Genomic DNA, 23387 nt, shown 5'->3' on the forward strand with positions numbered 1-23387 from the left:
CTCACAAGCGTTAAGGCCAGTGATACGACTGCGGCGAAGGTCCGCAAGGTCTGCTCTAGAACCTGTGCCGATGAGCATAGAGATGAGCATAGAAAGGTCCGCTTTAGAGTAATTGCTTTCGAAGCAATGGCTGCTTTGGGCTGATAGCCTCCTGAGCAACTCAAGCTTGAACCCTTTCCAACTGCTCCATGGATATCAACGCCTCTCGCTCCCCCAGCAAGGGCACCAGGATCCTGGCAATTCCACCGTTCACCTCAGTCACATCCACCACCCAATCACACATTGGGCCATCATCCAGAATGCGCACTTTGTTACCGGGCCTGACCAGCTTGGCCGATTGTGCATCAGCATAGACCTTCTGAACGATCTTCGACAGCTTATTCATGGCGCACATCTGAATTGCCGGGACGAGTAAAGTGGTTTGCCTAGAGTAACAGTTCGTTCTTGCCTTCTTGCCGCTGTCTGCTGTTAGATCGACCTAGAAGGTCTATAGAGCGGGCAGCTTTGCACGCAGAGTATTTCATTCCGAAGCGGATCATATTTTGAGCGATTCATACAAATTCGGGCAACTGGCCGATTTCGATCAGAGAACAGATCTCTGCCGAGCAGCAAAAGATGCGGAGTGGCGAGGTGCAAAAGGTCCCTATGAGGGCGTAATAAGACAGCTGCGGTTTCGTGGATATCAATTCACCCAACGCGCAACTTGGATTTATCGCGGCTTATTGTTGGTGATCTTTCTTGGCCTCCTATTTTACCTCGGCCTGCCTTATTGGGAGAAATATGTGGATGGCACTAGAGAGACACTAAAAAATCAACAAGCTGCCCATTTGGCTGAGCATAAAAAGCTCGATCAACAGCGAGACGCGATTATTCATGGAAGTGAAGCCAGTGAGGGACTTGTGCAGATGCTGGCGCTTAGTACCGAACTTGTTTCCTCAGATGTTTCAGAGACATTGAACAATGCTATCATAGATGGTGAAAACGTCCTTTTGTTTGGGGATGGTGGTTCCATTACGCGCTCTACCGATGGCGGCCGTACCTTTGAACTGGTCTCTTCGGAAGTTCAATCCGACCTCAAGTATTCAATTGTCAATTCCGAGAGTATAATTTTGTTTGGTAGTGGAGAAGAGATAACAAGATCTACCGATGGGGGAAAAACCTTTTCCTCCGTTTCATCAGACCTTCAGAACAACCACTTTTCAATCACAGTTCAGATTCCGGCATCGGAATCGACCGATTTTGATCTCTACGTCACTGGGGTCTCAAGGGCACCAAGAGGTTTCAATGGATCGGTGGAAAGCGGCAAAAACATCTTATTATTTGGAGACAAAGGTACAATATTGAGATCCACAGATCAGGGCCGATCATTTTCGCAAATTCCATTCAGTTCGGAAGTGGATTTCACTGATGCGTTCACTAACGGTGAAAAAATTCTTCTAACTGGACGTTCTGCCCAAATTGCCCTCTCTAAAGACGGAGGTGCGACTTTCCATACTGCATCGAACGGCTTTAGGGAAAATGAGTTGATCGATACCATAATCAGGCAGGGTGACGGCCTGTTCTTCGCAAACTTAAGGTTCAACGATGCCGTTTGGGACAACAATACGGTTCTACTGTTTGGTGACTCTGGTACAATTTTCCGCTCCATTGATGGGGGACAGACTTTTGAGTACGTGTCGGCTGAGATTGGAGACAGCCTCCTGGGTTCCGTTGCCCAAGAAAATAGTATTATTCTCTTTGGTGCTGGAGGAACAATCACCCGTTCGACTGATGGGGGGGAACTTTTTTTCCGATACAATCCGGTGTAACGACAAACCTTCGCGATTTCGTTGTCGATGGTCAGAATATTTTGCTGTTTGGAAACCATGGGCCTGCAACTCTTTCGAGAGATGGTGGTCAGAGTTTTGCCCCTATCACGGACAACGCACAGGTATTGCAAACCATCGCAGATTGGGCAAACGGGAAAACCCTCAAAGCTCTTCCAACATCTTTTCCGCCGACGAAGCTGACAAGCACGAACCCCCGATACAGAACCATTGGCGGGAGGTCCATTGGCTCTGAAGCTGAAACCATTTCAAATAAGGAAATTATCCTTTCCTACGAGATCAACCATTTAAAGTTTTTCCCTAGCAAAACGACCCTTACCAGCTCAAAAGATGGAGGCCGCACGTTTCGAAATCTGCCCACCGATAATTGGCCATCTTTTGAGGCGGCAATATCTGTTGAATCTGATTTTCTTTTTTTTGGCCAGCAGGGTATTATTGTACGTGTGGACTCCAGTAAAAAAGGAGCTCTTTCTGCCCTACATATTGAAAATGGGACGCGTGGTGATAGCACGCTAGCTGATTTTCTTGATAGTGAACTACCTAAGCATGTTCAAGGATGGCCACCTGTCCAAGGCGCTCGCCTTTCTCTCTCATTGATTGAGTCGCGTAGAGAGGTACTGACAGCCTTAGGACGTGAAACACAGAAAAAACTTAATGCCCATTGGAATGAACCAGAACTATTAAAGCGAGAAGAGGTCAAACAAGCTTTCGAGGATTTTCTTGAGACCTGTAGAGGCAAAAACACCGATCCAGAATTGACCCAATCATGCCTCGAGGGTTGGCGTGTCCAACGTGACAATGAGGTTGATAATTGGTGGCGCACGCTAGCAGTGCAGGTCCCTCCAGGCGTGCTCCTGCTCTTCCTACTGTCAACACTCAGCGCTCTTTATCGATACTCTTTGCGTATGTCTGGTTTTTATCATTCCCGTGCTGATGCTTTAGAGCTTTTGCAAGCGGGGTTAGATGAAAAGCAGAAAGTCGCACTGACGGCGCTTGCAACGGATTTGGCAGCGGACAAAGTTGAGTTTGGCAAGGCCAACACGCCGACGGATCAGGCTGTAGAACTAGCCAAAGCAATTTCTGGGAAGTAATTGCTTCTCATCACTCTCGTTACAAAGCCCAAGCTCTGCTTAGCTCGAATTTCAGGAACGGAATGCCCCACCTCCAAGGGGCCCAGGGCTACAACCTTTCCAACTGCTCCATGGATATCTGCGCCTCCCGCTCTCCCAGCAAGGGCACAAGGATCTTGGCAATCCCACCGTTAACCTCGGTCACATCCACGACCCAATCACACATTGGGCCATCATCCAGAATGCGCGCTTTGTCACCGGGCCTGACCAGTTTGGCCGATTGTGCATCGGCATAGATCTTTTGAACGATCTTCGGCAGCTTCTTCATGGCGCGCATCTGCTCTTTTGGAACAGGCAGTGGACGGCCATTGTGGCCAACCACGCCAAGCACCTTGCCGTTTGAGCGGCGCTTCAGCAGATCCCAGGCTACCCTACGCTCTACGCAGCCAAAGACATAGCCAGGCGCGATCTTCTGGCGGTACTGGATCTTGCGCCGATGCCCGCGGGCCTGGTTGCGCCATGCTTTGTTGGTTGGCAACCACGCCTCAAGCACGCCCTCCTGATGCGCAAGCCATGTCTCTACCTCAAACTCTTTCATGGGCTGCACCTTGAGAACGAACCAGCGGTTGATCTTGCGCCCTTCCCTGTCCCGAAACTCTTCACCCATCAGCGCGCGACGCTCCTGCGCATCGATCTGCTGCCCAATCTCGTAGGTCATTGCCTGCCTCTTCTACTTTTCAGATTTCTTTGATCCGCTCCCCGGCAAACCCGGCGACCAGCCCTATGCTGCCCAGCGCCCAACGAATTCAGGGTTGCGGTGATAGCCGCGGCAGCGCTGATCAAAGAGATACCAAGCGGCATTGTCCTTGCCAGTGTTGGCAGAACCCGCGATCCACTTCACTCGGCCGACTGCCACATAGCGGCGCCACAGAGGACGAAACTTGGCAGACTGCAGGGTAAAGGCCCAGTCCGCATCAAACAGCAACCAGGTGGGCGCCATAGCGGCAAAGTGGTTGATCAATGGATGCAGCGCCACCGGATCAAAGGGGGTCCGATAGAGGTCATTCTTTCGGCGCTTGAAGTTGGATCGTTTGCCCATGGGCTACCCCCTGGCCTTGGTGACAAGGATCTCCATCCCCTGGGCCGCAAGGATCGCTTTCTTGAGCTTGAACACATCCGTTTCATGCCCTTTGCGGTCTTCAATCACCGTGATGCCCAGCGCGTTGTCGACATAGACGAAATCAGCCTTATAAATCCGCTGCCTTTCGCCGCTGTCTGTCATAATTGGGCCGTTCCGCCCTATCAGCCCGATATCTACCTGACGGCGCAAACCACAGATCTGGCCAGCCAGCTGCAACAGCTTCAGCTCTTCCCAGCGTTCCGCTTCGGTCTTGCTGTCATGGGTGATGCCGTCTGCCGTGGTGGTGCGCTGGGCGCCACGGACCCTGCGTTTATCTCCCCCCTGCCCTTTGGCGAGATGTGCATCACGATACTGCTCTGCGGTCATGCGTTCTGTCATGGCTCACATGCCCAGCGCTTCTTTGTACATCTCCAGCACCGCCTCTTCTTCGGCAATGTCGTCTTTGTCGCGCTTGCGCTGGGCAATCACCAAGCGAATGACTTTGGTGTCATAGCCACGCCCCTTGGCCTCAGCCATGACCTCCTTCATCTGTTCAGCGATATCCTTCTTCTCCGCATCCAGGCGTTCAAAGCGCTCGATGAACTGGCGCAGCTCTCCTGCCGTGACGCGGTAGTTTTCGCTTTTCTCTTCTTCGGTCAGATCAGTCATTTCGCAGCGCTCCCGATGGCGGACGTCGCGCAGTTTCAAACCGCGTAGCCATTCCATACCTTTCAGAGGTCTTGTTGAACTTGGCAGCAACCGCCTGCCCCAGATCTATGCCCAGGGTTTCGCTAATACCGGACAGGGACGCGAGAACTCTGCTCATGCATTGAATTACATGTTCACGCGGCTTCAGTTCGTCGCCTTCGGCGGACATCGCTGCCAAGAGCAGAAAAGCCGCAAACGAAAGATCGCCAACCATGTTATCCAGGATCAACGCTTGTTCCATTACAGGCTGAACGGATTGGGACGCCTGCAGCTCGACACTTGGAGCGAATTCATCGGGCCCACATTTGATCTCATTCGCCAATAGATCCAGCGCGATCATGGTATCACCCAGCTCCTCCGCAACGTCCTGTAGATCAAGCGTGCTGCCAGCAATGCCACGCCTTGCGCGCTCCAGCTTCTTGATGGCGCCCATCACCTCGCCTGCCTCGTCAGCCACTTCCAGCGCGCGAAAGGCTAGATCCGCCTCTTCATTGCCGGGCCATTCCATCTGGCGGACAACATTGGCGATGCGGAGTTGTTCGAAATCAATCATCTGCGTTTCCCTTGCTTACTGGCTAACTGTTGCGCTGCGAATTTGAGGGCGCGGGCGATGTCACCAGCTACCGCGTCCCCTCCCGCCTCTAGGCGCAGCTGCTGTGTGCGCGCGCCTTCGATCTCATCCAGGCTGTTGAACCGGCGGCTAACAGGCGAAACGGTCATTCCGACCTTGCGGGGCGCCCTCACGATGCAATCGCCCAAGTCCTGATCCACGGTCACAACTGCCGCACCAAAGGCGATGCCATGGGCTTCTGGGTTCAGATGGGGTGAGGTCATAGGTTTATCCCCGCTTCTCGGCATTGCTCAGCCGTCACCAGCCCGGCGGTGATGCACTCCCCCGCCGCATGGGCAGAGATGCTGCGAATGAGGAAAGTCTTGCCTGAGGTGATGTCAGCGGCCCGGCGGCGCAGGATCTCAGCGCGATCCACCTTTGCAGCGCGCTTTGGCACGAATTGCTCCCAGAACCCACCAGCAAAGAAATTCTGGCTGTACTTGATCCTGGATGGGTCGTGCCCCGCGGTGCGGCTGGCATAGGCCCGGATTGCGCCCAGCACTTCAGCTGGCACAGCGCCACCATCGATCACGGCTTTCACCGCCTCTTCGGTTTGCGACCAGCTGTCCTGCCGTGGGCACAGACGCCAAACCTCATCAAAGAAAGATCCAAAATCAAAACCATCATGCGGGGCGTCAGCCGCGCAACTTGTTTGTTTTTCTTTTTGTTTGTTGTTCTTTCTTAAGGGGCCTGATTCACCGGCGGGCGGTTTTGACCGGCGGGCGGTTTTTTCAGGCTCCCGGTGAACGCCGTTCAGGGTCTCGGCACCGGGGGCCTGATTTTCAGGCTTACGGTTAGACGGCGCAGAAACTACATCTTGGGCCGCTTCGGGTCCGCCTCCCCCAACATCCTGTGCGCCGGGCTCATCGATGATTTCCCATTCCTGACCATCCAGGCGACCGCCTTCACCGCGCTTGGCGTGAATGACCAGATATCCGGACTCACGCAACTCGCGAATGATCTTCTGATACTTGTCGCGCCCACAGCCCAGGATCTCCATCGACTTCGCGCGATAGAAAATCCAGTCCTCGCTGCATGACATGATGTAGCAAAGCATAAGCCTCGCCTCAGCAGAGAGGTTTGTGTTGCGAATGACGGAGTTCGGAATGGTCGAATACCCAGATCTTCGCCTAACCCTCACAGATTGGCTCATACCCTCACCTCCTGCCCGGCGACGGCTTGCGTGGTGCCCTACCAGCGCGCCACGCAGTGCTTCTCTATTGATGCGGCCAGCCATGTAGGCAGCACGCACCTCTGCAGGATCAAACCCCGCCAGCCAGCAAATCCACCGGAAGTCCTTTCGCCCCTCCTGGAACCACCTCTTTGCGCGGTCGCGTGTTTCGGCATAGCGCGCCACGGTGGAGGGAGAGGTTGCATCCAGCAACGCCAGAAACAGAACACTCTGAAACAGCAGTTTTTCCGGGGATGCTGATGAACAGGGGGATGGGGCCGCGGAATTCATCGCCACCCCTCCCGCAGTTTGAGCAGGAAGAGTTTCAGGCGCCCGTCAAAATCGAGACCTTCGCAGGCAACCGGTGCTTGTATTAAGCACTGATTGCCTGCACCTTTCGCGGTAGTCCAACACGCAGCGAAAGGTATTTCTATGTATGATGATTCAACCATCGTAATCTCCGTTGAAGGAGAGCAGCACCCGGTTCTTTGCGGCCACTGTAAGCAGCGCATATCCACTCGGGGAAAAGGAAAACCGAAGAGCAAGAGCGATCCCATTGGATGCGCTCACTGTAACAACTGGGGCGGCCAGGATGAGGTGGCGAAGATAGCGATTGATTACGCGATGAGCCAGATTCAGTTGACTCTCAGCCGTGCCATGAAGGAAACCTTGGGAAACACAAAAGGCCTGAAGTTCGAGGGCCAAACTGTGCAAAACAAGCGATATAGGTTTGTCATCTAGCTGCAGCCCAGAGACATCCAAATTGAGCTTGCCCCCTCTGGCTTCGAGCTCACGGCAAACGCTACAGGCCGCGAGAGCCTCATCAAGCTGCGGGTTCAAAATCATCGCCACCCCTCCCGCAACTTAAGCAGGACGAGCTCAAAGCGATCCGCCCAGCGCGAATAGGCCCTTGAGATATTTCGAAGCCAAGTCATTTAGAACGGCTTCCGCTGGTGAATGCAGCCCATGCAGCTGCAGCTTTGGCCTGAAAGTAGTTGAGCCGAGCTTGGGCGCGACTGGCACGCATTTCATAAAACCTTGCAAGAAGGCGCAAACGCACACTCATTTTCCGCCCTCAAGTTTTTGGAACACTACTTCTGCGCCCGCCACGATCAGGACACTGACAACGACGCTAAGTGAGGCATCGTTTTCGCAGTTCAGCCAGTTTCCAACCTGACGCTCTGAGCAGCCCAGGGTTCTTGACGCCTCAGCACGCAGTTCTCTTTCGGATTGCGAGGGGAAGGCCACCCAGAGCAGTTCAGCGAACCACTTTCGAGCTGATGCTCCAGTATCTTTCGTTTGGGCAAGATTTTTCCAACGCGCCACCATACAATTATGGCGAGCAGAGGGAATTTGCACTTGGTGGCAGGCTGTGTGACGCATCACCTTCCCTCACTTATCGTTTGAATTACTTCTATTTTGAAGAAATGTTCTGGAAGGAGGTCTCGACCTTGTTTGTGAGCGGCCAAGAGCAATACGCTTTGGAGGTCAGTAGGCACCAGCCCTCCGGTCCCCCCTCTATCTTTGGAATAGGCCCACCTGCGTACACGACTTGGGTGCCTTCCAACCATCTTGGCCACGGCATTCACGCCGCCGCACCTTTCAATAACTGTAGCCGCTGGATTCAACATGGCTCAATCTTATTGCGATTTTCGCAACTTTGGTCAAGAGAGATGTTGCGAAATACCCCATATACGCCAAGTTGCGATTATCGCACTATGTAGATTATGGAACTCATCGATAGAAACTGGCTTCAGAGCCACCTGAAAGACAATCGTGGAGAGCAGGCGCGCCTAGCTCGCGAAACAGGTATTTCACCTGATAAGATCAGCAAGATTTTGAAGGGTGCCCGGCAAGTACAAGCTAACGAGGCACCTCTAATCTGGAAATTTTTCTATCCAGATCAGCCTCAGACGAGCCCCGAGGAAGTAAAAGAGTTGCTAGAATTATGGAGTCGATTATCTCCGGAAGAGCGTGACTTCTTGCTAAAATCCGCAAAAGGTCTTCTCTCTCCACTGGATCCGAGCACCCATCGATCTTCCTGAGGGCTACAATAGCCTCCCGTACTTTCATGCTAAATCTTTCTGCCCATCATCGCATTTCTAAATTGAATTGCGCGTAAGCGTTTGCACGGAGCGAATACTCCTAAAACTACACAACGCTAGCCTGTGTCACTTTCTTGACAGCGTCCAATCCAGTCAACTAGAACGGTATCCATATTGAATATAAACATTGGTGAGCCGCATGATGACATCGCAGCTAGTCAAGCATTGGCGAGCGTTGATTGAAGCCTCAGGTGAAGGCCTCGGCCCGCTGTCGAAATCAATTGGCAAGGACTCATCCTACCTTTCCGGTGTGCTTGCTGGCCGAACCAAAGACCCTGGAGTTTTCACCTCCATGGCGCTCGCAACTAAGCTTGGAGTATCCTTCGAATTCCTCATGGGTCGAGGCGACGAATTGAGCCTCAAACCAGATCCCGCCTATCAGCAAGAAGTAAGCAAGCAAGCCTCCCGCGTACTAACAGATGTAATGCGTGTTGCTCGTGATCGCCTTCACGCCGCAAGCCAAGACCCTAATCTTCTTGAAAGCAAAGATATAGTTTCACTTCTATTGCGCTGGTGGCACCAGCAAGACGGTAAGCTCGTTGGCCACGAGCAAATACAAGACCACTTTGACCTAATCCACACCCCCTCAGCAGAGGACAGTATTGTCACTCCGTACGAAGTGGGGAGGCAGAGTTTGGCTGCAAAGAAACTGGGAACAACCGATCCAGACGCCTTAAGGAGGCTGGTCGAAACCTTCGACAAGCCTTCACAGCAAGAATTGGTCAGATGCTATTACGAAGTTGCAAACAAAGGCACCCCCACACTTTCGCCACCCATCTCAGTGAGAATCCCCTTCCCAGCAGAGAGTGCGGAGATTGAAGTTGAATATTTTCGACTGCAGCTACCAGTTGAAAGCCCCAATGGAAACCGGTTCGTCCTTAGCTACTGCTTTCCGGCCTGACAACTTCCTGCTTCAGGTTGAGTGCTGCTGGATTTCTTGCATAAAATGCTGCGGCATCATGGAAGTCTCTTCGCGGAACGGCGACTAGGTATTCACTACTGCTTCGCCTCGGCTTGCTTGTTATCCACTCTTGCGGTCCAACATGCTGTCGTGTGAATCCGTATCTGCTAGCTTTACCATCTAAAACATCCTTTTGCCTTACAAACCCATAGATCCAATCAGGCCGCCAACGTAGAAAGCAAAGTGAGAAAAGGTAGTGGAAAACTGCGCGCCAATTCAAGCTTCTATCGCGAAACTCTTGCTTCAGGAAGAGCTCCCCCAAATATACTATTCTTCCAGATATCTCATTCCTCGGTATGGAACTGAAGTTGTGAACCGGGGTCTCTAGCATACCTCCGTAGAGCCGCTTGTAACTTCGAGCCCAGTGATCGGCTAGGCTGCTTTCGCCTAGATCGATGAAGCGCGCTGCAACTCCCCCGATATCCTGGCCATCAACCCTAAAAACCAAAGCAAACACTTCTGTTGGCGAGAAATCATGCCAAGACGGGGAGATCATTGGGTGATTTGGCAGCTTTTCCGCGCAAGCGAGCCGTTCCTCAAAATCTTCAATTGATGTAGTCACCTCAATTTCAAAGCCCCCGACTAACAGGCCTGAAAGGCATATGTGGGTTAGTTGAACTATGTTTGCTTCATGCACTTCGTCACCTCGGAGTTGCGCGATTCAATATCCTCATCAATTGCATACTCCTGTTCCCGACGAGCTAGCTACAACAGTTCCCCCCTTCAATCGCCCTTCGAAAATCGCAACCAACAGCCTTTACCCGACTCTGCCAAGTACAATAATTTGCGATTTTCGCAACTTTCTACTTGATGTAAGTTGCGTTTTTCGCAATATTCGATTTCGTCAGAACAAGCCAATGAGGTGTTCCCATGAACGATCGGGAGTTATGTATCTCTTCAGTAGTCATCCCCGGAGCAACCCCCGCCTATCAGACAGAAGGGGTTCGAGCCGCTCAGTCCGCTGCAGCCCTCTTGGAATGGCTGACGCTGGTTTCACCTACGAAAGCCGCTGACCTGGCTGTCAGGCTCCTGGATGCAACAATCTGCGAGAATGACGAAGCCACCCACATCACGCTGCATGGGGTGGATGCGATAGACGCGGATCTGGGCAATTGCTTGCGCCTTTGGTGCGGTACGGTACTGCGCAGTCTTGAAAGGCTCTCTGGAATGGATCCGCTTCTGGCGTTTCTTGGCGCGTTTGCACAGAAGCCTGCAGAGAAGATCCATCTGGTGACCATCGCGGCCGCACAGATGGGCGCAGGATCGTGGATTGACCCAACCCTGCCCGCCCAGCGCGTCACCTCTCATTTCTATGAAATCGACATGTTCGGCATCATTGGTCGCGGGGCCACCGCACTGGAAGCCGCCGAGAACTGGCGCTGCGCCGCCATAGCCGATCTGCCAGCCCGGATCCGCATGCATGGTATGGGAGCGGCAGCATGAGCGCTTCCAGTCACATGAAGGAAACTGCCGAAGATCTGGCGGTGAAGGAAAAGGCCTGGGTTTGGAACAAGCGCGAGCTGATGAGCTACGTCACGCAGTACGCCGAAGCAGCGATCCCAGGCAAGGTTTCCAAACCCAACAAGAAACAGAAAGCTATTGCCCAGGATGCCGGTAAAGCCAAGTTCCCCGTCACCCTTGTACGCAAACTGGGCAATCTGCAGCGCCGCATCAACGGCGAAGAGGATGAGGTGCAACGCGGCTACCTCAGCACAGAGTTTCAGACCCATCTTCGCGCCTATGCGGATGGGTTGGGCCTGCTGCAGGTCTTCTCATGAGTAAACACGGTTCCCCCCTGCCCCGCATCGATGCGGGCACCTCACCCGGCGGCCTGCGCGCTGCCGGGGCTTTTCCCACCACTCACGTTGGGGGTGAAGGGGGTTCACCGGGGCGCGCGCCTCTCGGTCGCTTTGCGGGCCTTCAGAGCGGCGCCCTCATGCGCCCAGCGCGCGCCCAGCGAAATCAATTGAAACCCATCGCCTGCGCCGTCTTGGCGCTGGCAGTTGCCCACTACATTTTCTGAGAGGAAGCCGTGGCACAACGCTCAATGAAAGAACCTGTAGCGGCACCGACGACAATAAGTGATGGAGGTTTTTGCCAATGACACCAAGTCTTGCAACAATTGACCAGGCGGCAAGTGAGCTAGGAGTACCCAAGCAAAGCCTTCGCTTGGTCGCGGAGGATCATGGTCTACTTGTTCGTATGGGGCGAGCCCTTCGCATTGATCGAAACGATTACACAAAACTGGTGAAACGATGCCAAGAACAGCCAAAGGGCCCCGTCTCCACAAGTTCAGCCATCGCCCCAATTGGTATATCCGAGACACAGGGGAGCCAGACCAGTCAACGGGCTGCTCTAGCCGCGCAGAGGCTGAAAAGGTCCTCGCAGCCTACATCGCAACCAAAGGACGCTCAAATTCTGCCAATGAACCGGCAAACATAACCTGCGGAGAGATACTTGCGATCTATGCCGAAGAATATGCTCCGACTGTCGCTGATCCGGCGCGCATTGGTTATGCAATAGAGGCGCTGCTACCTTTTTGGTCAGATCTAAAAGCGAGCCATATCAAGGGCGAGACCTGCAGACGTTATGCTAAGTTTCGCAAGAAGGTCACAAAGCGCGACCCTATTACAAAAGAGGCCATAGCCTGGCAACCGATTGCCTCCAGCACCGCACGACGCGAACTAGGGACGCTTCAAACCGCCATCAATTATGCTCATAGAGAGGGTTATCTGACAAGCGCGCCAGTCGTGACCTTGCCAGAGAAACCGCAACCCAATGAGCGCTGGCTCACCCGTTCCGAGGCGGCAAAGCTGTTGTGGTCCGCCTATCGGGGCGAGAAGTCGAAGCACCTGGCAAAATTCATTCTCATCGCCATCTATACCGGCACGCGCAAAGACGCGATTCTTCGCATGGGCTACGAGCCCAACACCGTTGGCGGCTGGTTCGACCTTGAACGTGGCATTATGTTTCGCCGCGGGAGTGAAGAGCGTCAGACGAAAAAGCGCCGGGCTCCAGCTCGAATCCCACGGCAGCTTGCGGCTCACCTTCGCCGTTGGCGGGCATCCGGTGACACTTGGGCCATCGAATTCAAGGGCGCACGGGTGGGCAATGTGAAGCGATCATTCAACACTGCCGTTTCCAACTCTGGCCTCGAAGACGTGACCCCGCACACTCTCAAGCACACGGCCATTACCTGGGCTCTGCAAAACGGTGCCTCCGTTTGGGATGCGGCGGGGTTCTTTTCGACCTCTGCTGAGACGATTGAGAAGGTCTATGGACACCACTCACCGTCTCACCAGGAGTCGGCTTTGAAGGCTGTAGAGCGCCGATAAAGCCTGAAACCATTACGCGTAACAGAAATAAGCCTAAATCGAACAAGATTAACTAGTTGATTTAATTGGTCGGAGTGAGAGGATTCGAACCTCCGACCCCTGCCTCCCGAAGACAGTGCTCTACCAGGCTGAGCTACACTCCGACCGTGGCGCGTGGATTAAAACCAGTTGCGGAGCTTTGCAAGCCCAAAACAGGTATAATATCAATGAATCCAATGGACTTAGCTCCCACCAACGCAGCTGAACCTATGGGCGACGAGGTCAAAATTCTCAAACAATGCCGGGGGCAAAGAAAAAGGGGCCAATGGCCCCTTCTCAATCTACTGACTAGGAAAACTGAGCGTTCTTACAGGCTAGCCTGCAGAGCCGCGACAACCGCGTCGCCCATTTCGCTGGTGGAAATCGGGTCAACACCGTCTTCTCCCAGCAGGTCGGCCGTACGGGCACCATCGGCCAGAACTTTCTCAATCGCGGCTTCCAGGCGATCCGCCTCTGCGCCCATGTCAAAGCTGTAGCGCAGCGCCATTGCAAAGCTGAGGATACAGGCGATTGGGTTGGCTTTTCCCTGGCCTGCGATATCCGGGGCAGAACCATGTACGGGCTCATACATGGCTTTGGGGCGGCCGTTTGCCATTGGCGCGCCAAGGCTGGCGGAAGGCAGCATGCCCAAAGAGCCGGTCAGCATCGCCGCACAGTCGGAGAGGATGTCACCAAAGAGGTTATCGGTCAGGATGACGTCAAACTGCTTAGGCGCACGCACCAGCTGCATGGCACCGTTGTCGGCATACATGTGGCTCAGTTCCACCTCCGGGTAATCGGCTGAAACGCGTGTCACGACCTCGCGCCACAGGATGCCCGATTCCATCACATTGGCCTTCTCCATGGAGCAGACTTTTTTGCCCCGGCGCATGGCCAGCTCAAAGGCGGAACGGGCAACGCGCTCGATCTCGCTTTCGGTGTAGCGCTGGGTGTTGATGCCGACGCGTTCGTTGCCTTCCTCAAAAATGCCGCGGGGCTCAGCGAAGTAAACGCCCGAGGTCAGCTCACGCACGATCATGATATCGAGGCCAGCGACGATGTCTTTCTTCAATGAGGAGAAATCCGCCAGCGCATCAAAGCACTGGGCAGGACGCAGGTTGGAGAAGAGATCCATTTCCTTGCGCAAGCGCAGCAATCCACGCTCTGGCTTCAGAGAGAAATCCAGATCATCATAGGCCGGGCCGCCAACCGCGCCCAGCAGGACTGCGTCGACCTCTTGCGCCTTGGCCATGGTCTCATCCGCCAGTGGTTTGCCATGTTTGTCGTAGGCTGCACCGCCAACCAGATCCTCGCTGACATCGAACTGAATGTCGCGCGCTTCACCAAACCAGGAAATGACTTTACGCACCTCGGTCATGACCTCGGGGCCGATGCCGTCACCAGGCAGAATCAGGATCGATGGATTGGACATGCTTGCCTCCTCAAAATAAGCTGCAGAGGGCCTACCCTCACGGCGCGTCAGGGTCAATATCAGGCCATGATTTATGGGGCAAATGCGCCTTTCCGGCCTGTTTCAACCCCTCTGCCAGCAAATCCCAAACCCGGCGAATTCGTGGCGTCTGCCGCATTACCGCATGGGCAGTCAGCCAGACCGGCAGCGGTGGTATCGAGATCTCGGGCAAGAGTTCTTCTACCAGCGGGTCGGCCCGCGCAATCCCACTTTGGCAAAAGCCGATACCGCAGCCCAGACGAACCAATTGCCAATAGGTCGCCTGATTGTCACAGCGGGTCTTGAAATGACTACGTTTGGCAGGCCATCCCATGTCCTGCATCGTGTGCAGGATCAGATCGTTGCGGTCGTAGCCGACAAGTTCATGGCTCCATAGCTCCTCTGGCAACTTGGGGCGGCCGCGCCTGTCGAGATAGGATTTGGCCGCAAAAATCCCAAGGCGCAGATCGGCCACATGCCGAGTCACCACATCCAATTGCGTGGGCCGATACATACGCAGGGCAATGTCAGCCTCTCGAAACAACAGGTTTTCACTGCTGTCGGTTGGAACCAGCTCCACCTCAATCAAGGGCTCTCGCCGCCGGATTTCGGCAATGATCTCGGGCAGAAGGTGATGTGAGGCAAAAACACTGGCAGTAAGGCGCACTGTGCCTTCCAGCTGGTTGGAGAGCCCCGCCGCTTGCAGCGAGAAGGACTGCATCTGTTCTTTCATGGCCTCGGCCATGGGCAAAAGAGAGACGCCAGTTTCAGACAGAGACAATCCGCGTGCATGGCGATCGAAAAGCCGTTGCCCCAGATCCTGCTCAAGTGCTCGGATGTGACGTCCAAGAGTGGGCTGGCTACGCCCCAACTGTTCAGCAGCACCCGTGAGAGATCCGCTTTGTGCAACAGCAAGAAAGCTTTGGATCAGCGACCAATCGGTGGTTTTAAGAATATCCATTCAATAATGAATGGCAGATCTGAAAATTTTGGCAATAAACAAAATATTTTGAATGCGTAATCCTGATTTCAATTGAACAAGGAGATCACAATATGAGCGGAACTGCACTTATTCTTGGAGCCTCGGGCCGTTTTGGCCGGACTGTAGAAAAGGCACTGAAGCAAGCCGGTTGGAACACCCGGCGGTTTCAACGCGGAAAGGATGACCTAATGCGATCTGCCGTCGGGGTCGACCTGATCGTGAACGGCTGGAACCCACTCTATCCTGACTGGGCTGCCCAGGTTCCGGGCCTACACAGGCGCGTCATAGAAGCCGCGGAAAAACAGGGTGCGACAGTGATCCTACCGGGGAATGTCTATGTTTTTGGCGCGCAAACACCCGCCCCCTGGTCCGAGCACAGCCCGCATGAGGCGCAGAACCCTCTGGGGCGGATCCGCATCGAAATGGAAGAGGCCTATCGTGCCTCCTCCGCCCAGGTCATCCTGGTTCGGGCCGGTGATTTCCTGGACACAGAGCCCTCGGGCAATTGGTTCGAAGAGATCCTGGTGAAATCTCTGGCAAAAGGAAAATTCACCTATCCCGGCAATCCGGAGATCCCGCATGCCTGGGCCTATCTGCCAGATCTTGCCCGTGCCATTGTCATGTTGGCAGAAATCCGAACTGAACTGCCGCGCTTTCTCGACCTCCCCTTCCCCGGCTATACACTCAGCGGGCAAGAGATGCTGCAGGCCCTAAATAAACGTCTGAAAAATCCCGCGCATTTGAAAGAAATGTCATGGCTGCCCCTGCACCTGACCCGCCCTTTCTGGCCGCTGGGTCGTTGTCTACTGGAGATGCGCTATCTCTGGGACACCCCCCATTGGCTGGATGGCTCTCACCTGCAAGAAATCTTGCCGGGCTTTCAATTAACATCGCCTGTAGAAGCTTTGGCGCGTTGCGTCCCATCGCATCTGTTGTCCGCTCCCGCCACAGGAGCGCAGACCAATCAAAGGGGCGGCTCGGCACAGCAAGTAGCCTAATAAAGATCGACCTCAGTCAATCTGAATATCAGCCCAAATCAAACGGTGACGGCTGGCCCGATTAGCAGGGTGCTCTGGATCAAGCGGCCAGAGCACCCCAGCGTCCAAAACAGTCAAATCCCGCGATGGGAGAAGGTAGGAAACGCGCATCCTGCCTGCCTTTGCCCATTCGACGGTCTCTGAACCTCCGCCTTCCCCTTGTGGCGCTGGGTCTTGCAATCGCGAATCTTCCAACAGATCACGCATGGCGGATCGGTAGCCCTGACCTCGCCTAGGATCCAGATTTGCCCCCCCGAGGAGCACAAATTGACTGTCGGGTGGTGAAGGAAGACCCGGCAAAGCCCCATCCAGAAAGACCTGCCACAGCCGGATTTCATCTCTGTTGCGCAGCCCATTGCGATCCTCGACCCCATCAAACAGGGGGGTGCCGGCCTGAAAACACAACAGTTGTAGAACCTGGCCATTTGTGAGGTTGATGGGAATGACCCAATGCGCCGTGGTCGCAAGGCGCAGAATATCCAAGGCTTCCTTTGAAAAGTACTCTGTCCCATCCTTGCCCTTTGGAAGACTGGCCCCTGGCAGGTCTTTCCAGAGTAGGGTGGACAGATCCGTGACCCCAGCATTCGCAATGGGCAAACGAGACAACAAGGCTATGCCTCCCTTGCCAGTAAACCTTGCATAGCCTTGGGCATCTCCCGGACCATTCAACAGCCCGTCCCCATCCAGATCCAAACCGGTCCGCATCCCCCGATTGGGTTGAGCCATAAACAGATGAGGATAAGGATGGCCCGCCAATGACAGTTTCCGCTCCAGCGCTTTCAACGCCCGAAGTTCAAAATCCCAATCTACCCCCTGCAGCAACAGGATGTCTGGCTGGATCTCCTGAATAACCTGCAACACCGCTTTCACCTGAGGATCTGTTCCGCGTTCGATATCGCGCAGCAGCAAACCAGGCCCACGCCGGGAAAACTCTGTGTTATAGGTTGCGATACGCACCCCCTCCCCCGCTCCAGCCGGGGAAGGGGACTGGATCAGGCCTAAGAGGAACAGTAGCGGAGCAAAAGAGATACGCGCTACTCGCCGCATGTTCAGGCGGTTTGCAAAGCATCCGTGTCCGCATAGGCGGCACGGCGCTTTTGGGCGATCAGCTCTGCTATCCGCAGAAATGCAAGCCCGCGCATGATCAGAGATGCCGGCACAAAGGCCCAGCCGGCGATCAGCCAGACCAGCATCTGCGGCTTGGTCAGCAAAGCAGAATCCAGCACGCCGGAAGAAAGCTTAAAGAGAACAGGAATAGCAAAGGGCAGGAGAATCCCTGCAATAATGTTGATACGGCCATCGCGCTGCAATCTGGTGACAACATCGCCGCCTGTCGTGGGATCAAACAATGGCAGGTTGACCCAGACATTAAAGGCACCATTCCCTACTGGCCAATTGCCGATACGGATGATCAGAGCAAAACCAGCGATGGTCAGTGCCGCCAGCACATAAGACAGGCTCGCCGCGCTGCGCACCATCAGCAGGCTGGGTTCCGAGGTCGCCTCTGGCATCATCAGAACAATCAACTGAACAGGAGAGTATTCAAAAGCCAGAACGGGACCCAGCTGCATACCCAAGCCATGGATCAAGGCAGTCAGCCCTGTAGGCTCCAGTGGGTGGCGTGCAAGCAGACTAAGCGTCACGATCATCGCAAAACAGGCCGCAAAGCGCATCCTGTTCAATGGCGGAGCGGCGCGAAACTCCACAAAGCTGGGAAAGCTGGAGAAATACTCAGCAAATGTCAGTGCACCCCCAAGAAGCGCCATAAAGACGATAATCTCAGGAGAATCCGTGGCTGACACCGGCAAAAGCAACGATGGCAAAGCAATCAGCAATGCAACCAATACTCCGCGGGCCGCCGCACCTATTATGCGAGCAAACACTGCGTCTGTTTCCCTTCAAACTGGACCGGACGGTACTTTGCCGTGGCCGTGTTCCAACTTGATGCACCCCTTTTCTCAAAGACGTGCGTGCCTCAATTTTGCCCCATTTGTGCACAAATTGTGGCAACAGCTCAAGCAAGCAGTTTGAAAACAAAGGCACCTCCCCCTTCAAATCGCAAAAACTGGTGCCGGTTTGCATCAGATCCAGCGCGCGGATGAGTATTATTCAAGCAGTGAAAAAGACCCCGCGCCGGGCAGCCCGTGACACTAACATACTGATAAAATGTGAAAGTATTTAAAGCCAGGCCCCAGAATTCTAACTGCAACGGTCCAATCAGACCATTGCAATCGATCCAAATTCGGCCAGAGGCAGGTTCGCAGTTGATCAAACAAACCCGCCTGAGGGGCAATGCAGCGTAGATTAAGGCGAAACAAGTCAACGAGCGAAATTGCGTCATCTAGCGGACTACATCCCGCCTCTGACCTTCAACTTGTGAAACAAGGTGCGTCCAACCACAGAGTGGCTCAGAGCCGCATACGGGGCACATCGTTCGGATCTAGCCGCAACTCAATTAAAAGCGGGCAGTCGCGGGATTCTATCGCTTGGATTGCTGTTTCCAGCTCTTCTGTAGAAGTGACCTGGACCCCTTTGCCGCCCAGCGCTGTTGCAACTTCGGCAAAAGAGGGCCAATCAAACATCGAGAGACCCGGGTCCATCTTGCGGTCCAGAAACTGGATATGTTCAGCGCCATAGGCACTGTCATTGGCAACAACAACGATCAGATCCTGCTTCATGCGCACTGCAGTGTTGAACTCATTGATCCCACCCATCATGAAACCACCATCTCCGGTGAACAGCACAACGGGCCGATTGGGCACCGCAAAGCCTGCCCCGATTGCAACTTGTAGTCCCAACCCGATGGAGCCGAAATTTGTTGTCGCGATAAAGCTCTCGGCGTCTGGCACGGAAAGGCGGCACCAGACCTCGGTCATAAAGCGCCCCCCATCGGTGGTAAGGAAACGCTCCTTGGGCAGGGTCTCCTCCAATCGGTCGAGCGCATACTCAAAATTCACATAACCAGGCTCTGCCTTCTCTGGCTTACCTTTGGGATGGGCGGTCAGCACCTCCATGTCCAATTCTGCGGTAAAGCCACTACCTGGGATCTCCGCTTCATCCAGCCACCAAACAATGTTCTTTGCCGTCAAACCGGCATCCGCAACAAGAGCCGCATCCGGATGGAAGTTCTTTGAGACCTCGGCAACCGTATCGTTGATCTGCACCACCCGCTTGCCCTTCATCAGCGCCCCTTTGTCGGTGGTGAATTGATGCAGGCTGGTCCCAAAGGCAACGATGCAATCCGCTTTGCCAATCGCCTCATAGGCGGCCGGGGTGGACAGGGTGCCAAAGATATCGATGTTATAGGGATGGCTATTGAACATCCCCTTGGCCTTCAGTGTTGTGGCCAGCGGGGCCTGCAGCCGATCGGCCAGAGCGGTGATCTCTGCAATGGCGCCAATGGCACCGATGCCTGCCAGAATGATTGGGCGCTTCGCGCTTGCGATCATGCCCACGGCCTCATCCAGATCATCGCCTTCGGGAACATAGGCCGGCGCATTGAAAGCGGGGAAGACATGGCTCACATGCTCTTCAATCTCCTGCCACATGAAATCTGTAGGCATGTTCAGAACAATCGGGCGCTTTTCCACCTGAGCGCGGTAAATCGCATGGGCCACATCGTAAGAGGCCGTCTCAGGTGAGCGCATCTGCTCAAACCCCGCGCCGGTCACCTTGACCGTCTCACGCTGGTCGATGTTTTGCAGGTTATGCGGGTTCGAAACCGCGGTGTCCCCTGCCAAGAGCACCATAGGCACATGACCACGGGCACCTTCGGTCAAGGCGGTAATGCAATTGGTCAGGGCCGGCCCGTGGGTAACCGTCGCCACCCCAACCTTTCCCGCCACGCGTCCATAAGCCAGCGCCATCAGGACCGCGCTCCCTTCATAGGCTACAGGGACAAAATTGCCGCCCCCTTCACGCACATAGTGATCCACCATAAAGAGGTTGGCATCACCCATCAGCCCGAACATCGTATCCTGCCCATGGTCGGTAAGGGATTGAGCGATGGATTGGTAAACATACATGTCGTGGCTCCTGTGATTTTCTGCACCTGCGTTTGTTGAAGTAATATCCATAGAGTCGCGCGGGTTTTGCGCAAAAACCAAAGTGAACATGAAAAAGTGCGGAGGATTTACGCACAAAATGACAAAGCGATGCGGCATTCCCGCAAGATTTTACCGGACATCGCGCGGGTAGCGACCTCCATAGAAGCTCCCGACATAATACCGTCCAGCGTAGCGGATCCTTTTAGCCGTCATCCAACAAGAAAAGCCCGCCATCTCTGGCGGGCCTATGTATTTTTGAGCCACACATGATCCTAGTGGACCACTGCGTCATCCGGCTTGGGGCGTTCCGAAGTGCCTAATCGGTCTCCGATCAACAGGCCTTCGGCGCCTGCACTCACTGGTACGATATCGCCGTCCTTCACGTCACCGCTCAGCAAGAGCTCCGCCAGCGGGTTCTGCAACGCGCGCTGAATGACACGCTTCAAGGGGCGCGCCCCAAAGACCGGGTCATAGCCCTCATCCGCCAACCAGGTCTTGGCGCCTTTGTCCAGCTCCAGAGTGATCTTGCGCGCAGCCAGCCGTTTGGCCAGGCGGGCAAGCTGGATCTCGACGATGCCGTCCATATCCTTGCGCGCCAAGCGGTCAAAGATGATGGTCTCATCCAGACGGTTCAGGAACTCAGGCCGGAAATGCGCCTTCACCGCATCCATCACGTCCCGCCGCGCATCCGAGGCATCGGCCCCCTCCGGCAGCTGGCTCAGCGCCTGGGCGCCGAGGTTGGAGGTGAGGATGATCAACGTCTGCTTGAAGTCCACGGTGCGGCCCTGGCCATCGGTCAGCATACCGTCATCCAACACCTGCAGCAGCACGTTGAACACGTCGGGGTGGGCTTTCTCCACCTCGTCAAACAAGACCACCTGATAGGGACGGCGGCGGACCGCTTCAGTCAGGACCCCGCCCTCATCATAGCCGACATAGCCCGGAGGCGCGCCGATCAGCCGGGCCACCGCGTGTTTCTCCATGAACTCGGACATATCCACCCGGACCATGGCAGAGTCGTCATCAAAGAGGAACTCCGCCACCGCCTTGGTCAGCTCGGTCTTGCCGACGCCGGTCGGACCGAGAAACAGGAAAGAGCCGAGCGGACGGTTCTCATCATTGAGGCCCGCGCGCGCCCGACGCACCGCATTGGCCACCGCCGTCACCGGCGCGTTCTGGCCAATGACGCGGGAATGCAGCTCATCCTCCATCCGCAGGAGTTTTTCGCGCTCACCTTCCAGCATTCTGGTTGTCGGGATGCCAGTCCAGCGTTCGACCACCTCAGCAATCTGCGCCGGGCGCACGGCCTCTTCGACCATCACGCCCTGCTCTTCGCGGGCCTCGGCCTCGCCCAGCTGCTTTTCCAGCCCAGGGATGACGCCATAGGAGAGCTCCCCGGCTTTGGCCAGATTACCTTCGCGCTTGGCGATTTCCAGTTCCGCACGCGCCTTGTCGAGCTGTTCTTTCAGATCGCGGGCCCCGGCCAGCTTGTCGCGTTCGGACTGCCACTGTGCGGTCATCTCGGCACTTTCCTCCTGCAATTCGGAAAGCTCCTTTTGCAGGGTCTCCAGCCGATCCTTGGAGGCCGCATCATCTTCCAGCTTCAGCGCCTCTTCCTCGATCTGCATCTGCAGGATCTGACGGTCCAGCGCGTCCAGCGCCTCTGGCTTGCTGTCCACCTGCATGCGCAGGCGACTGGCCGCCTCATCCACCAGGTCGATGGCTTTGTCGGGCAGGAAGCGGTCGGTGATATAGCGGTTCGATAGCGTTGCCGCTGCGACCAAGGCCGCATCAGCAATGCGCACCCCGTGGTGGAGTTCGTATTTCTCTTTGATGCCGCGCAGGATCGAGACGGTGTCTTCCACCGTCGGCTCCAAGATCATCACCGGCTGGAAGCGCCGTGCCAGGGCCGCGTCTTTTTCCACGTATTTGCGGTACTCATCGAGGGTGGTGGCGCCGATGCAGTGCAGCTCCCCGCGCGCCAGCGCCGGTTTGATCAGGTTGGCCGCATCCATGGCACCGTCGGATTTGCCGGCCCCCACAAGGGTGTGCATCTCATCAATGAAAAGGATGATCTCACCAGCCGCCTCGGTGACTTCGGTCAGCACCGCTTTCAGGCGCTCTTCGAATTCGCCGCGGTATTTTGCACCGGCAATCAGCGCGCCCATGTCCAGGGACAGGAGCTGCTTATCGCGCAGACTTTCAGGCACATCACCGTTGACGATGCGCAGGGCCATGCCCTCGGCGATCGCGGTTTTACCAACACCTGGTTCACCGATCAGCACCGGATTGTTCTTCGTGCGGCGGCTCAGAACCTGCATGGCGCGGCGGATTTCCTCATCCCGGCCAATGATCGGATCAATCTTGCCCTCGCGCGCCGCCTCCGTCAGATCGCGGGCATATTTCTTCAGCGCCTCATAGCCGTCCTCGGCGGTGGCACTGTCGGCAGTGCGGCCTTTGCGGATATCGTTGATGGCCTCATTTAGCTTTTGCGCCGAGACATCGCCGGCCGCCAGGGCCTCCTTGGCCTTGGACTTCACCATGCAGAGCGCCATCAGCACCCGTTCAACTGGGACAAAGCTGTCGCCCGCCTTTTCCGCCAGTTTCGCGGCCTCATCCAGCACCTTCGCGGTTTGGCTATCGAGATAGATCTGACCAGCATCGCCGCTCACTTTGGGCAGTTTGCCAACGGCGGCCTCAACCGCCTCAACCACACGGGCCGGAGTGCCGCCCGCACGGGAGATCAGGTTGCTTGCCAGCCCCTGGTCATCATCCATCAGTGCTTTCAGAAGGTGTTCGGGAACCATGCGCTGGTGCCCTTCGCGCAGTGCAATGGTCTGCGCCGCCTGCACGAATCCCCGTGCCCGCTCAGTGAACTTGTTCAAGTCCATCTTACTCTCCTTTATCAAGCGCCCGGTTCAGTTGGCGGCGCCCGCTTAGCGGCACGC

General features: G+C 55.2%; 24 protein-coding genes and 1 tRNA gene. 10 read left to right on the forward strand and 15 right to left on the reverse strand.

All coding sequences use genetic code 11. The features are described from left to right. Nucleotides 1-160: 160 nt before the first annotated feature. Nucleotides 161-385: a hypothetical protein gene (locus tag RSK20926_RS06635; protein ID WP_037254095.1), complete on the reverse strand. Its 225-nt coding sequence runs from the start codon at nucleotides 383-385 to the stop codon at nucleotides 161-163. Nucleotides 386-542: 157 nt separating this feature from the next. On the opposite strand from RSK20926_RS06635, the gene RSK20926_RS06640 reads away from it, so the two are divergent. Both RSK20926_RS06640 and RSK20926_RS06645 read left to right on the forward strand, forming a co-directional pair. Continuing rightward, a complete protein-coding gene (locus RSK20926_RS06640; protein ID WP_008205289.1) occupies nucleotides 543-1808 on the forward strand; it encodes a WD40/YVTN/BNR-like repeat-containing protein in 1266 nt (421 codons plus the stop codon). 125 nt (nucleotides 1809-1933) lie between these two features. Continuing rightward, complete coding sequence (locus tag RSK20926_RS06645) at nucleotides 1934-2917, forward strand: hypothetical protein (RefSeq protein ID WP_008205291.1); 984 nt, start codon at nucleotides 1934-1936, stop codon at nucleotides 2915-2917. An 88-nt stretch (nucleotides 2918-3005) separates the two neighbouring features. Here the strand turns inward: RSK20926_RS06645 and RSK20926_RS06650 are convergent, their stop codons facing one another. The 7 genes from RSK20926_RS06650 to RSK20926_RS06680 all read right to left on the reverse strand — a co-directional run bounded on the left by RSK20926_RS06650 (nucleotide 3006) and on the right by RSK20926_RS06680 (nucleotide 6796). Further along, complete coding sequence (locus tag RSK20926_RS06650; protein ID WP_008205292.1) at nucleotides 3006-3614, reverse strand: transcription termination/antitermination NusG family protein; 609 nt, start codon at nucleotides 3612-3614, stop codon at nucleotides 3006-3008. A 63-nt stretch (nucleotides 3615-3677) separates the two neighbouring features. After that, on the reverse strand, nucleotides 3678-3995 hold the full coding sequence (locus RSK20926_RS06655; protein WP_008205293.1) for a hypothetical protein: 318 nt from the start codon (nucleotides 3993-3995) through the stop codon (nucleotides 3678-3680). A gap of 3 nt (nucleotides 3996-3998) precedes the next feature. After that, nucleotides 3999-4415 carry a DUF1064 domain-containing protein gene (locus RSK20926_RS06660; RefSeq protein WP_008205294.1) on the reverse strand — a complete coding sequence of 139 codons (417 nt, stop codon included), beginning with the start codon at nucleotides 4413-4415 and terminating at the stop codon, nucleotides 3999-4001. A 3-nt stretch (nucleotides 4416-4418) separates the two neighbouring features. Further along, complete coding sequence (locus RSK20926_RS06665; protein ID WP_008205295.1) at nucleotides 4419-4685, reverse strand: DUF2312 domain-containing protein; 267 nt, start codon at nucleotides 4683-4685, stop codon at nucleotides 4419-4421. After that, nucleotides 4678-5277 carry a MazG-like family protein gene (locus RSK20926_RS22030; protein ID WP_008205296.1) on the reverse strand — a complete coding sequence of 200 codons (600 nt, stop codon included), beginning with the start codon at nucleotides 5275-5277 and terminating at the stop codon, nucleotides 4678-4680. Before RSK20926_RS22030 ends, RSK20926_RS06665 begins: the two co-directional genes overlap by 8 nt. Then, nucleotides 5274-5558 (reverse strand): hypothetical protein, encoded by a 285-nt coding sequence (locus RSK20926_RS06675; RefSeq protein ID WP_008205297.1) that lies wholly within the window; start codon nucleotides 5556-5558, stop codon nucleotides 5274-5276. The genes RSK20926_RS22030 and RSK20926_RS06675 overlap by 4 nt, the downstream gene beginning before the upstream one ends. Then, a complete protein-coding gene (locus tag RSK20926_RS06680) occupies nucleotides 5555-6796 on the reverse strand; it encodes a helix-turn-helix domain-containing protein (RefSeq protein WP_008205298.1) in 1242 nt (413 codons plus the stop codon). The genes RSK20926_RS06675 and RSK20926_RS06680 overlap by 4 nt, the downstream gene beginning before the upstream one ends. Nucleotides 6797-6937: 141 nt before the next feature. On the opposite strand from RSK20926_RS06680, the gene RSK20926_RS22790 reads away from it, so the two are divergent. From RSK20926_RS22790 to RSK20926_RS06720, 7 genes are all read left to right on the forward strand, one after another. Continuing rightward, a complete protein-coding gene (locus RSK20926_RS22790) occupies nucleotides 6938-7246 on the forward strand; it encodes a hypothetical protein (protein ID WP_157133060.1) in 309 nt (102 codons plus the stop codon). A gap of 986 nt (nucleotides 7247-8232) precedes the next feature. Continuing rightward, nucleotides 8233-8550 carry a hypothetical protein gene (locus RSK20926_RS22795; protein ID WP_157133061.1) on the forward strand — a complete coding sequence of 106 codons (318 nt, stop codon included), beginning with the start codon at nucleotides 8233-8235 and terminating at the stop codon, nucleotides 8548-8550. Nucleotides 8551-8740: 190 nt separating this feature from the next. Further along, complete coding sequence (locus tag RSK20926_RS06695; protein ID WP_157133062.1) at nucleotides 8741-9511, forward strand: hypothetical protein; 771 nt, start codon at nucleotides 8741-8743, stop codon at nucleotides 9509-9511. 930 nt (nucleotides 9512-10441) lie between these two features. Beyond that, nucleotides 10442-11014: a hypothetical protein gene (locus tag RSK20926_RS06705; RefSeq protein ID WP_008205303.1), complete on the forward strand. Its 573-nt coding sequence runs from the start codon at nucleotides 10442-10444 to the stop codon at nucleotides 11012-11014. Next, on the forward strand, nucleotides 11011-11349 hold the full coding sequence (locus RSK20926_RS06710) for a hypothetical protein (protein ID WP_008205304.1): 339 nt from the start codon (nucleotides 11011-11013) through the stop codon (nucleotides 11347-11349). Before RSK20926_RS06705 ends, RSK20926_RS06710 begins: the two co-directional genes overlap by 4 nt. Further along, nucleotides 11346-11594 (forward strand): hypothetical protein, encoded by a 249-nt coding sequence (locus tag RSK20926_RS06715; RefSeq protein ID WP_008205305.1) that lies wholly within the window; start codon nucleotides 11346-11348, stop codon nucleotides 11592-11594. The genes RSK20926_RS06710 and RSK20926_RS06715 overlap by 4 nt, the downstream gene beginning before the upstream one ends. Nucleotides 11595-11826: 232 nt before the next feature. After that, nucleotides 11827-12906 (forward strand): tyrosine-type recombinase/integrase, encoded by a 1080-nt coding sequence (locus RSK20926_RS06720; protein WP_008205306.1) that lies wholly within the window; start codon nucleotides 11827-11829, stop codon nucleotides 12904-12906. A 66-nt stretch (nucleotides 12907-12972) separates the two neighbouring features. Here the strand turns inward: RSK20926_RS06720 and RSK20926_RS06725 are convergent. The 3 genes from RSK20926_RS06725 to RSK20926_RS06735 form a co-directional block, all read right to left on the reverse strand. Then, nucleotides 12973-13049: transfer RNA gene (locus RSK20926_RS06725), tRNA-Pro, on the reverse strand. Nucleotides 13050-13252: 203 nt separating this feature from the next. Next, nucleotides 13253-14356: a 3-isopropylmalate dehydrogenase gene (gene leuB / locus RSK20926_RS06730; RefSeq protein WP_037254099.1), complete on the reverse strand. Its 1104-nt coding sequence runs from the start codon at nucleotides 14354-14356 to the stop codon at nucleotides 13253-13255. 37 nt (nucleotides 14357-14393) lie between these two features. Next, nucleotides 14394-15335, reverse strand: a complete 942-nt coding sequence (locus RSK20926_RS06735; RefSeq protein WP_008205308.1) for a LysR family transcriptional regulator — start codon at nucleotides 15333-15335, stop codon at nucleotides 14394-14396. Nucleotides 15336-15427: 92 nt separating this feature from the next. On the opposite strand from RSK20926_RS06735, the gene RSK20926_RS06740 reads away from it, so the two are divergent. Beyond that, the gene (locus RSK20926_RS06740; protein ID WP_008205309.1) at nucleotides 15428-16354 is read left to right on the forward strand and encodes a sugar nucleotide-binding protein; all 927 of its coding nucleotides are present in this window, start codon (nucleotides 15428-15430) and stop codon (nucleotides 16352-16354) included. 12 nt (nucleotides 16355-16366) lie between these two features. On the opposite strand, the gene RSK20926_RS06745 is transcribed toward RSK20926_RS06740, so the two are convergent. From RSK20926_RS06745 to clpB, 4 genes are all read right to left on the reverse strand, one after another. Next, entirely contained in the window at nucleotides 16367-17440 is a 1074-nt protein-coding gene (locus tag RSK20926_RS06745; protein WP_008205310.1) for an endonuclease/exonuclease/phosphatase family protein, read from the reverse strand. Nucleotides 17441-17442: 2 nt separating this feature from the next. Next, nucleotides 17443-18276: a hypothetical protein gene (locus RSK20926_RS06750; RefSeq protein ID WP_037254101.1), complete on the reverse strand. Its 834-nt coding sequence runs from the start codon at nucleotides 18274-18276 to the stop codon at nucleotides 17443-17445. 525 nt (nucleotides 18277-18801) lie between these two features. Further along, complete coding sequence (locus RSK20926_RS06755; protein ID WP_037254103.1) at nucleotides 18802-20418, reverse strand: thiamine pyrophosphate-binding protein; 1617 nt, start codon at nucleotides 20416-20418, stop codon at nucleotides 18802-18804. Between the two features lie 293 nt (nucleotides 20419-20711). Beyond that, on the reverse strand, nucleotides 20712-23330 hold the full coding sequence (gene clpB, locus RSK20926_RS06760) for an ATP-dependent chaperone ClpB (RefSeq protein ID WP_008205314.1): 2619 nt from the start codon (nucleotides 23328-23330) through the stop codon (nucleotides 20712-20714). Nucleotides 23331-23387: the final 57 nt, after the last annotated feature.

The sequence above is a fragment of the Roseobacter sp. SK209-2-6 genome (genome assembly GCF_000169455.1).
Classification (GTDB): domain Bacteria; phylum Pseudomonadota; class Alphaproteobacteria; order Rhodobacterales; family Rhodobacteraceae; genus Pseudophaeobacter.

Coding starts and splice junctions, on each gene's coding strand:
- RSK20926_RS06635 (WP_037254095.1), bottom strand. CDS start 385: ATGAATAAGCTGTCGAAGATCGTTCAGAAGGTCTATGCTGATGCACAA.
- RSK20926_RS06650 (WP_008205292.1), bottom strand. CDS start 3,614: ATGACCTACGAGATTGGGCAGCAGATCGATGCGCAGGAGCGTCGCGCG.
- RSK20926_RS06655 (WP_008205293.1), bottom strand. CDS start 3,995: ATGGGCAAACGATCCAACTTCAAGCGCCGAAAGAATGACCTCTATCGG.
- RSK20926_RS06660 (WP_008205294.1), bottom strand. CDS start 4,415: ATGACAGAACGCATGACCGCAGAGCAGTATCGTGATGCACATCTCGCC.
- RSK20926_RS06665 (WP_008205295.1), bottom strand. CDS start 4,685: ATGACTGATCTGACCGAAGAAGAGAAAAGCGAAAACTACCGCGTCACG.
- RSK20926_RS22030 (WP_008205296.1), bottom strand. CDS start 5,277: ATGATTGATTTCGAACAACTCCGCATCGCCAATGTTGTCCGCCAGATG.
- RSK20926_RS06675 (WP_008205297.1), bottom strand. CDS start 5,558: ATGACCTCACCCCATCTGAACCCAGAAGCCCATGGCATCGCCTTTGGT.
- RSK20926_RS06680 (WP_008205298.1), bottom strand. CDS start 6,796: ATGAATTCCGCGGCCCCATCCCCCTGTTCATCAGCATCCCCGGAAAAA.
- RSK20926_RS22790 (WP_157133060.1), top strand. CDS start 6,938: ATGTATGATGATTCAACCATCGTAATCTCCGTTGAAGGAGAGCAGCAC.
- RSK20926_RS22795 (WP_157133061.1), top strand. CDS start 8,233: ATGGAACTCATCGATAGAAACTGGCTTCAGAGCCACCTGAAAGACAAT.
- RSK20926_RS06705 (WP_008205303.1), top strand. CDS start 10,442: ATGAACGATCGGGAGTTATGTATCTCTTCAGTAGTCATCCCCGGAGCA.
- RSK20926_RS06710 (WP_008205304.1), top strand. CDS start 11,011: ATGAGCGCTTCCAGTCACATGAAGGAAACTGCCGAAGATCTGGCGGTG.
- RSK20926_RS06715 (WP_008205305.1), top strand. CDS start 11,346: ATGAGTAAACACGGTTCCCCCCTGCCCCGCATCGATGCGGGCACCTCA.
- RSK20926_RS06720 (WP_008205306.1), top strand. CDS start 11,827: ATGCCAAGAACAGCCAAAGGGCCCCGTCTCCACAAGTTCAGCCATCGC.
- leuB (WP_037254099.1), bottom strand. CDS start 14,356: ATGTCCAATCCATCGATCCTGATTCTGCCTGGTGACGGCATCGGCCCC.
- RSK20926_RS06735 (WP_008205308.1), bottom strand. CDS start 15,335: ATGGATATTCTTAAAACCACCGATTGGTCGCTGATCCAAAGCTTTCTT.
- RSK20926_RS06740 (WP_008205309.1), top strand. CDS start 15,428: ATGAGCGGAACTGCACTTATTCTTGGAGCCTCGGGCCGTTTTGGCCGG.
- RSK20926_RS06745 (WP_008205310.1), bottom strand. CDS start 17,440: ATGCGGCGAGTAGCGCGTATCTCTTTTGCTCCGCTACTGTTCCTCTTA.
- RSK20926_RS06755 (WP_037254103.1), bottom strand. CDS start 20,418: ATGTATGTTTACCAATCCATCGCTCAATCCCTTACCGACCATGGGCAG.
- clpB (WP_008205314.1), bottom strand. CDS start 23,330: ATGGACTTGAACAAGTTCACTGAGCGGGCACGGGGATTCGTGCAGGCG.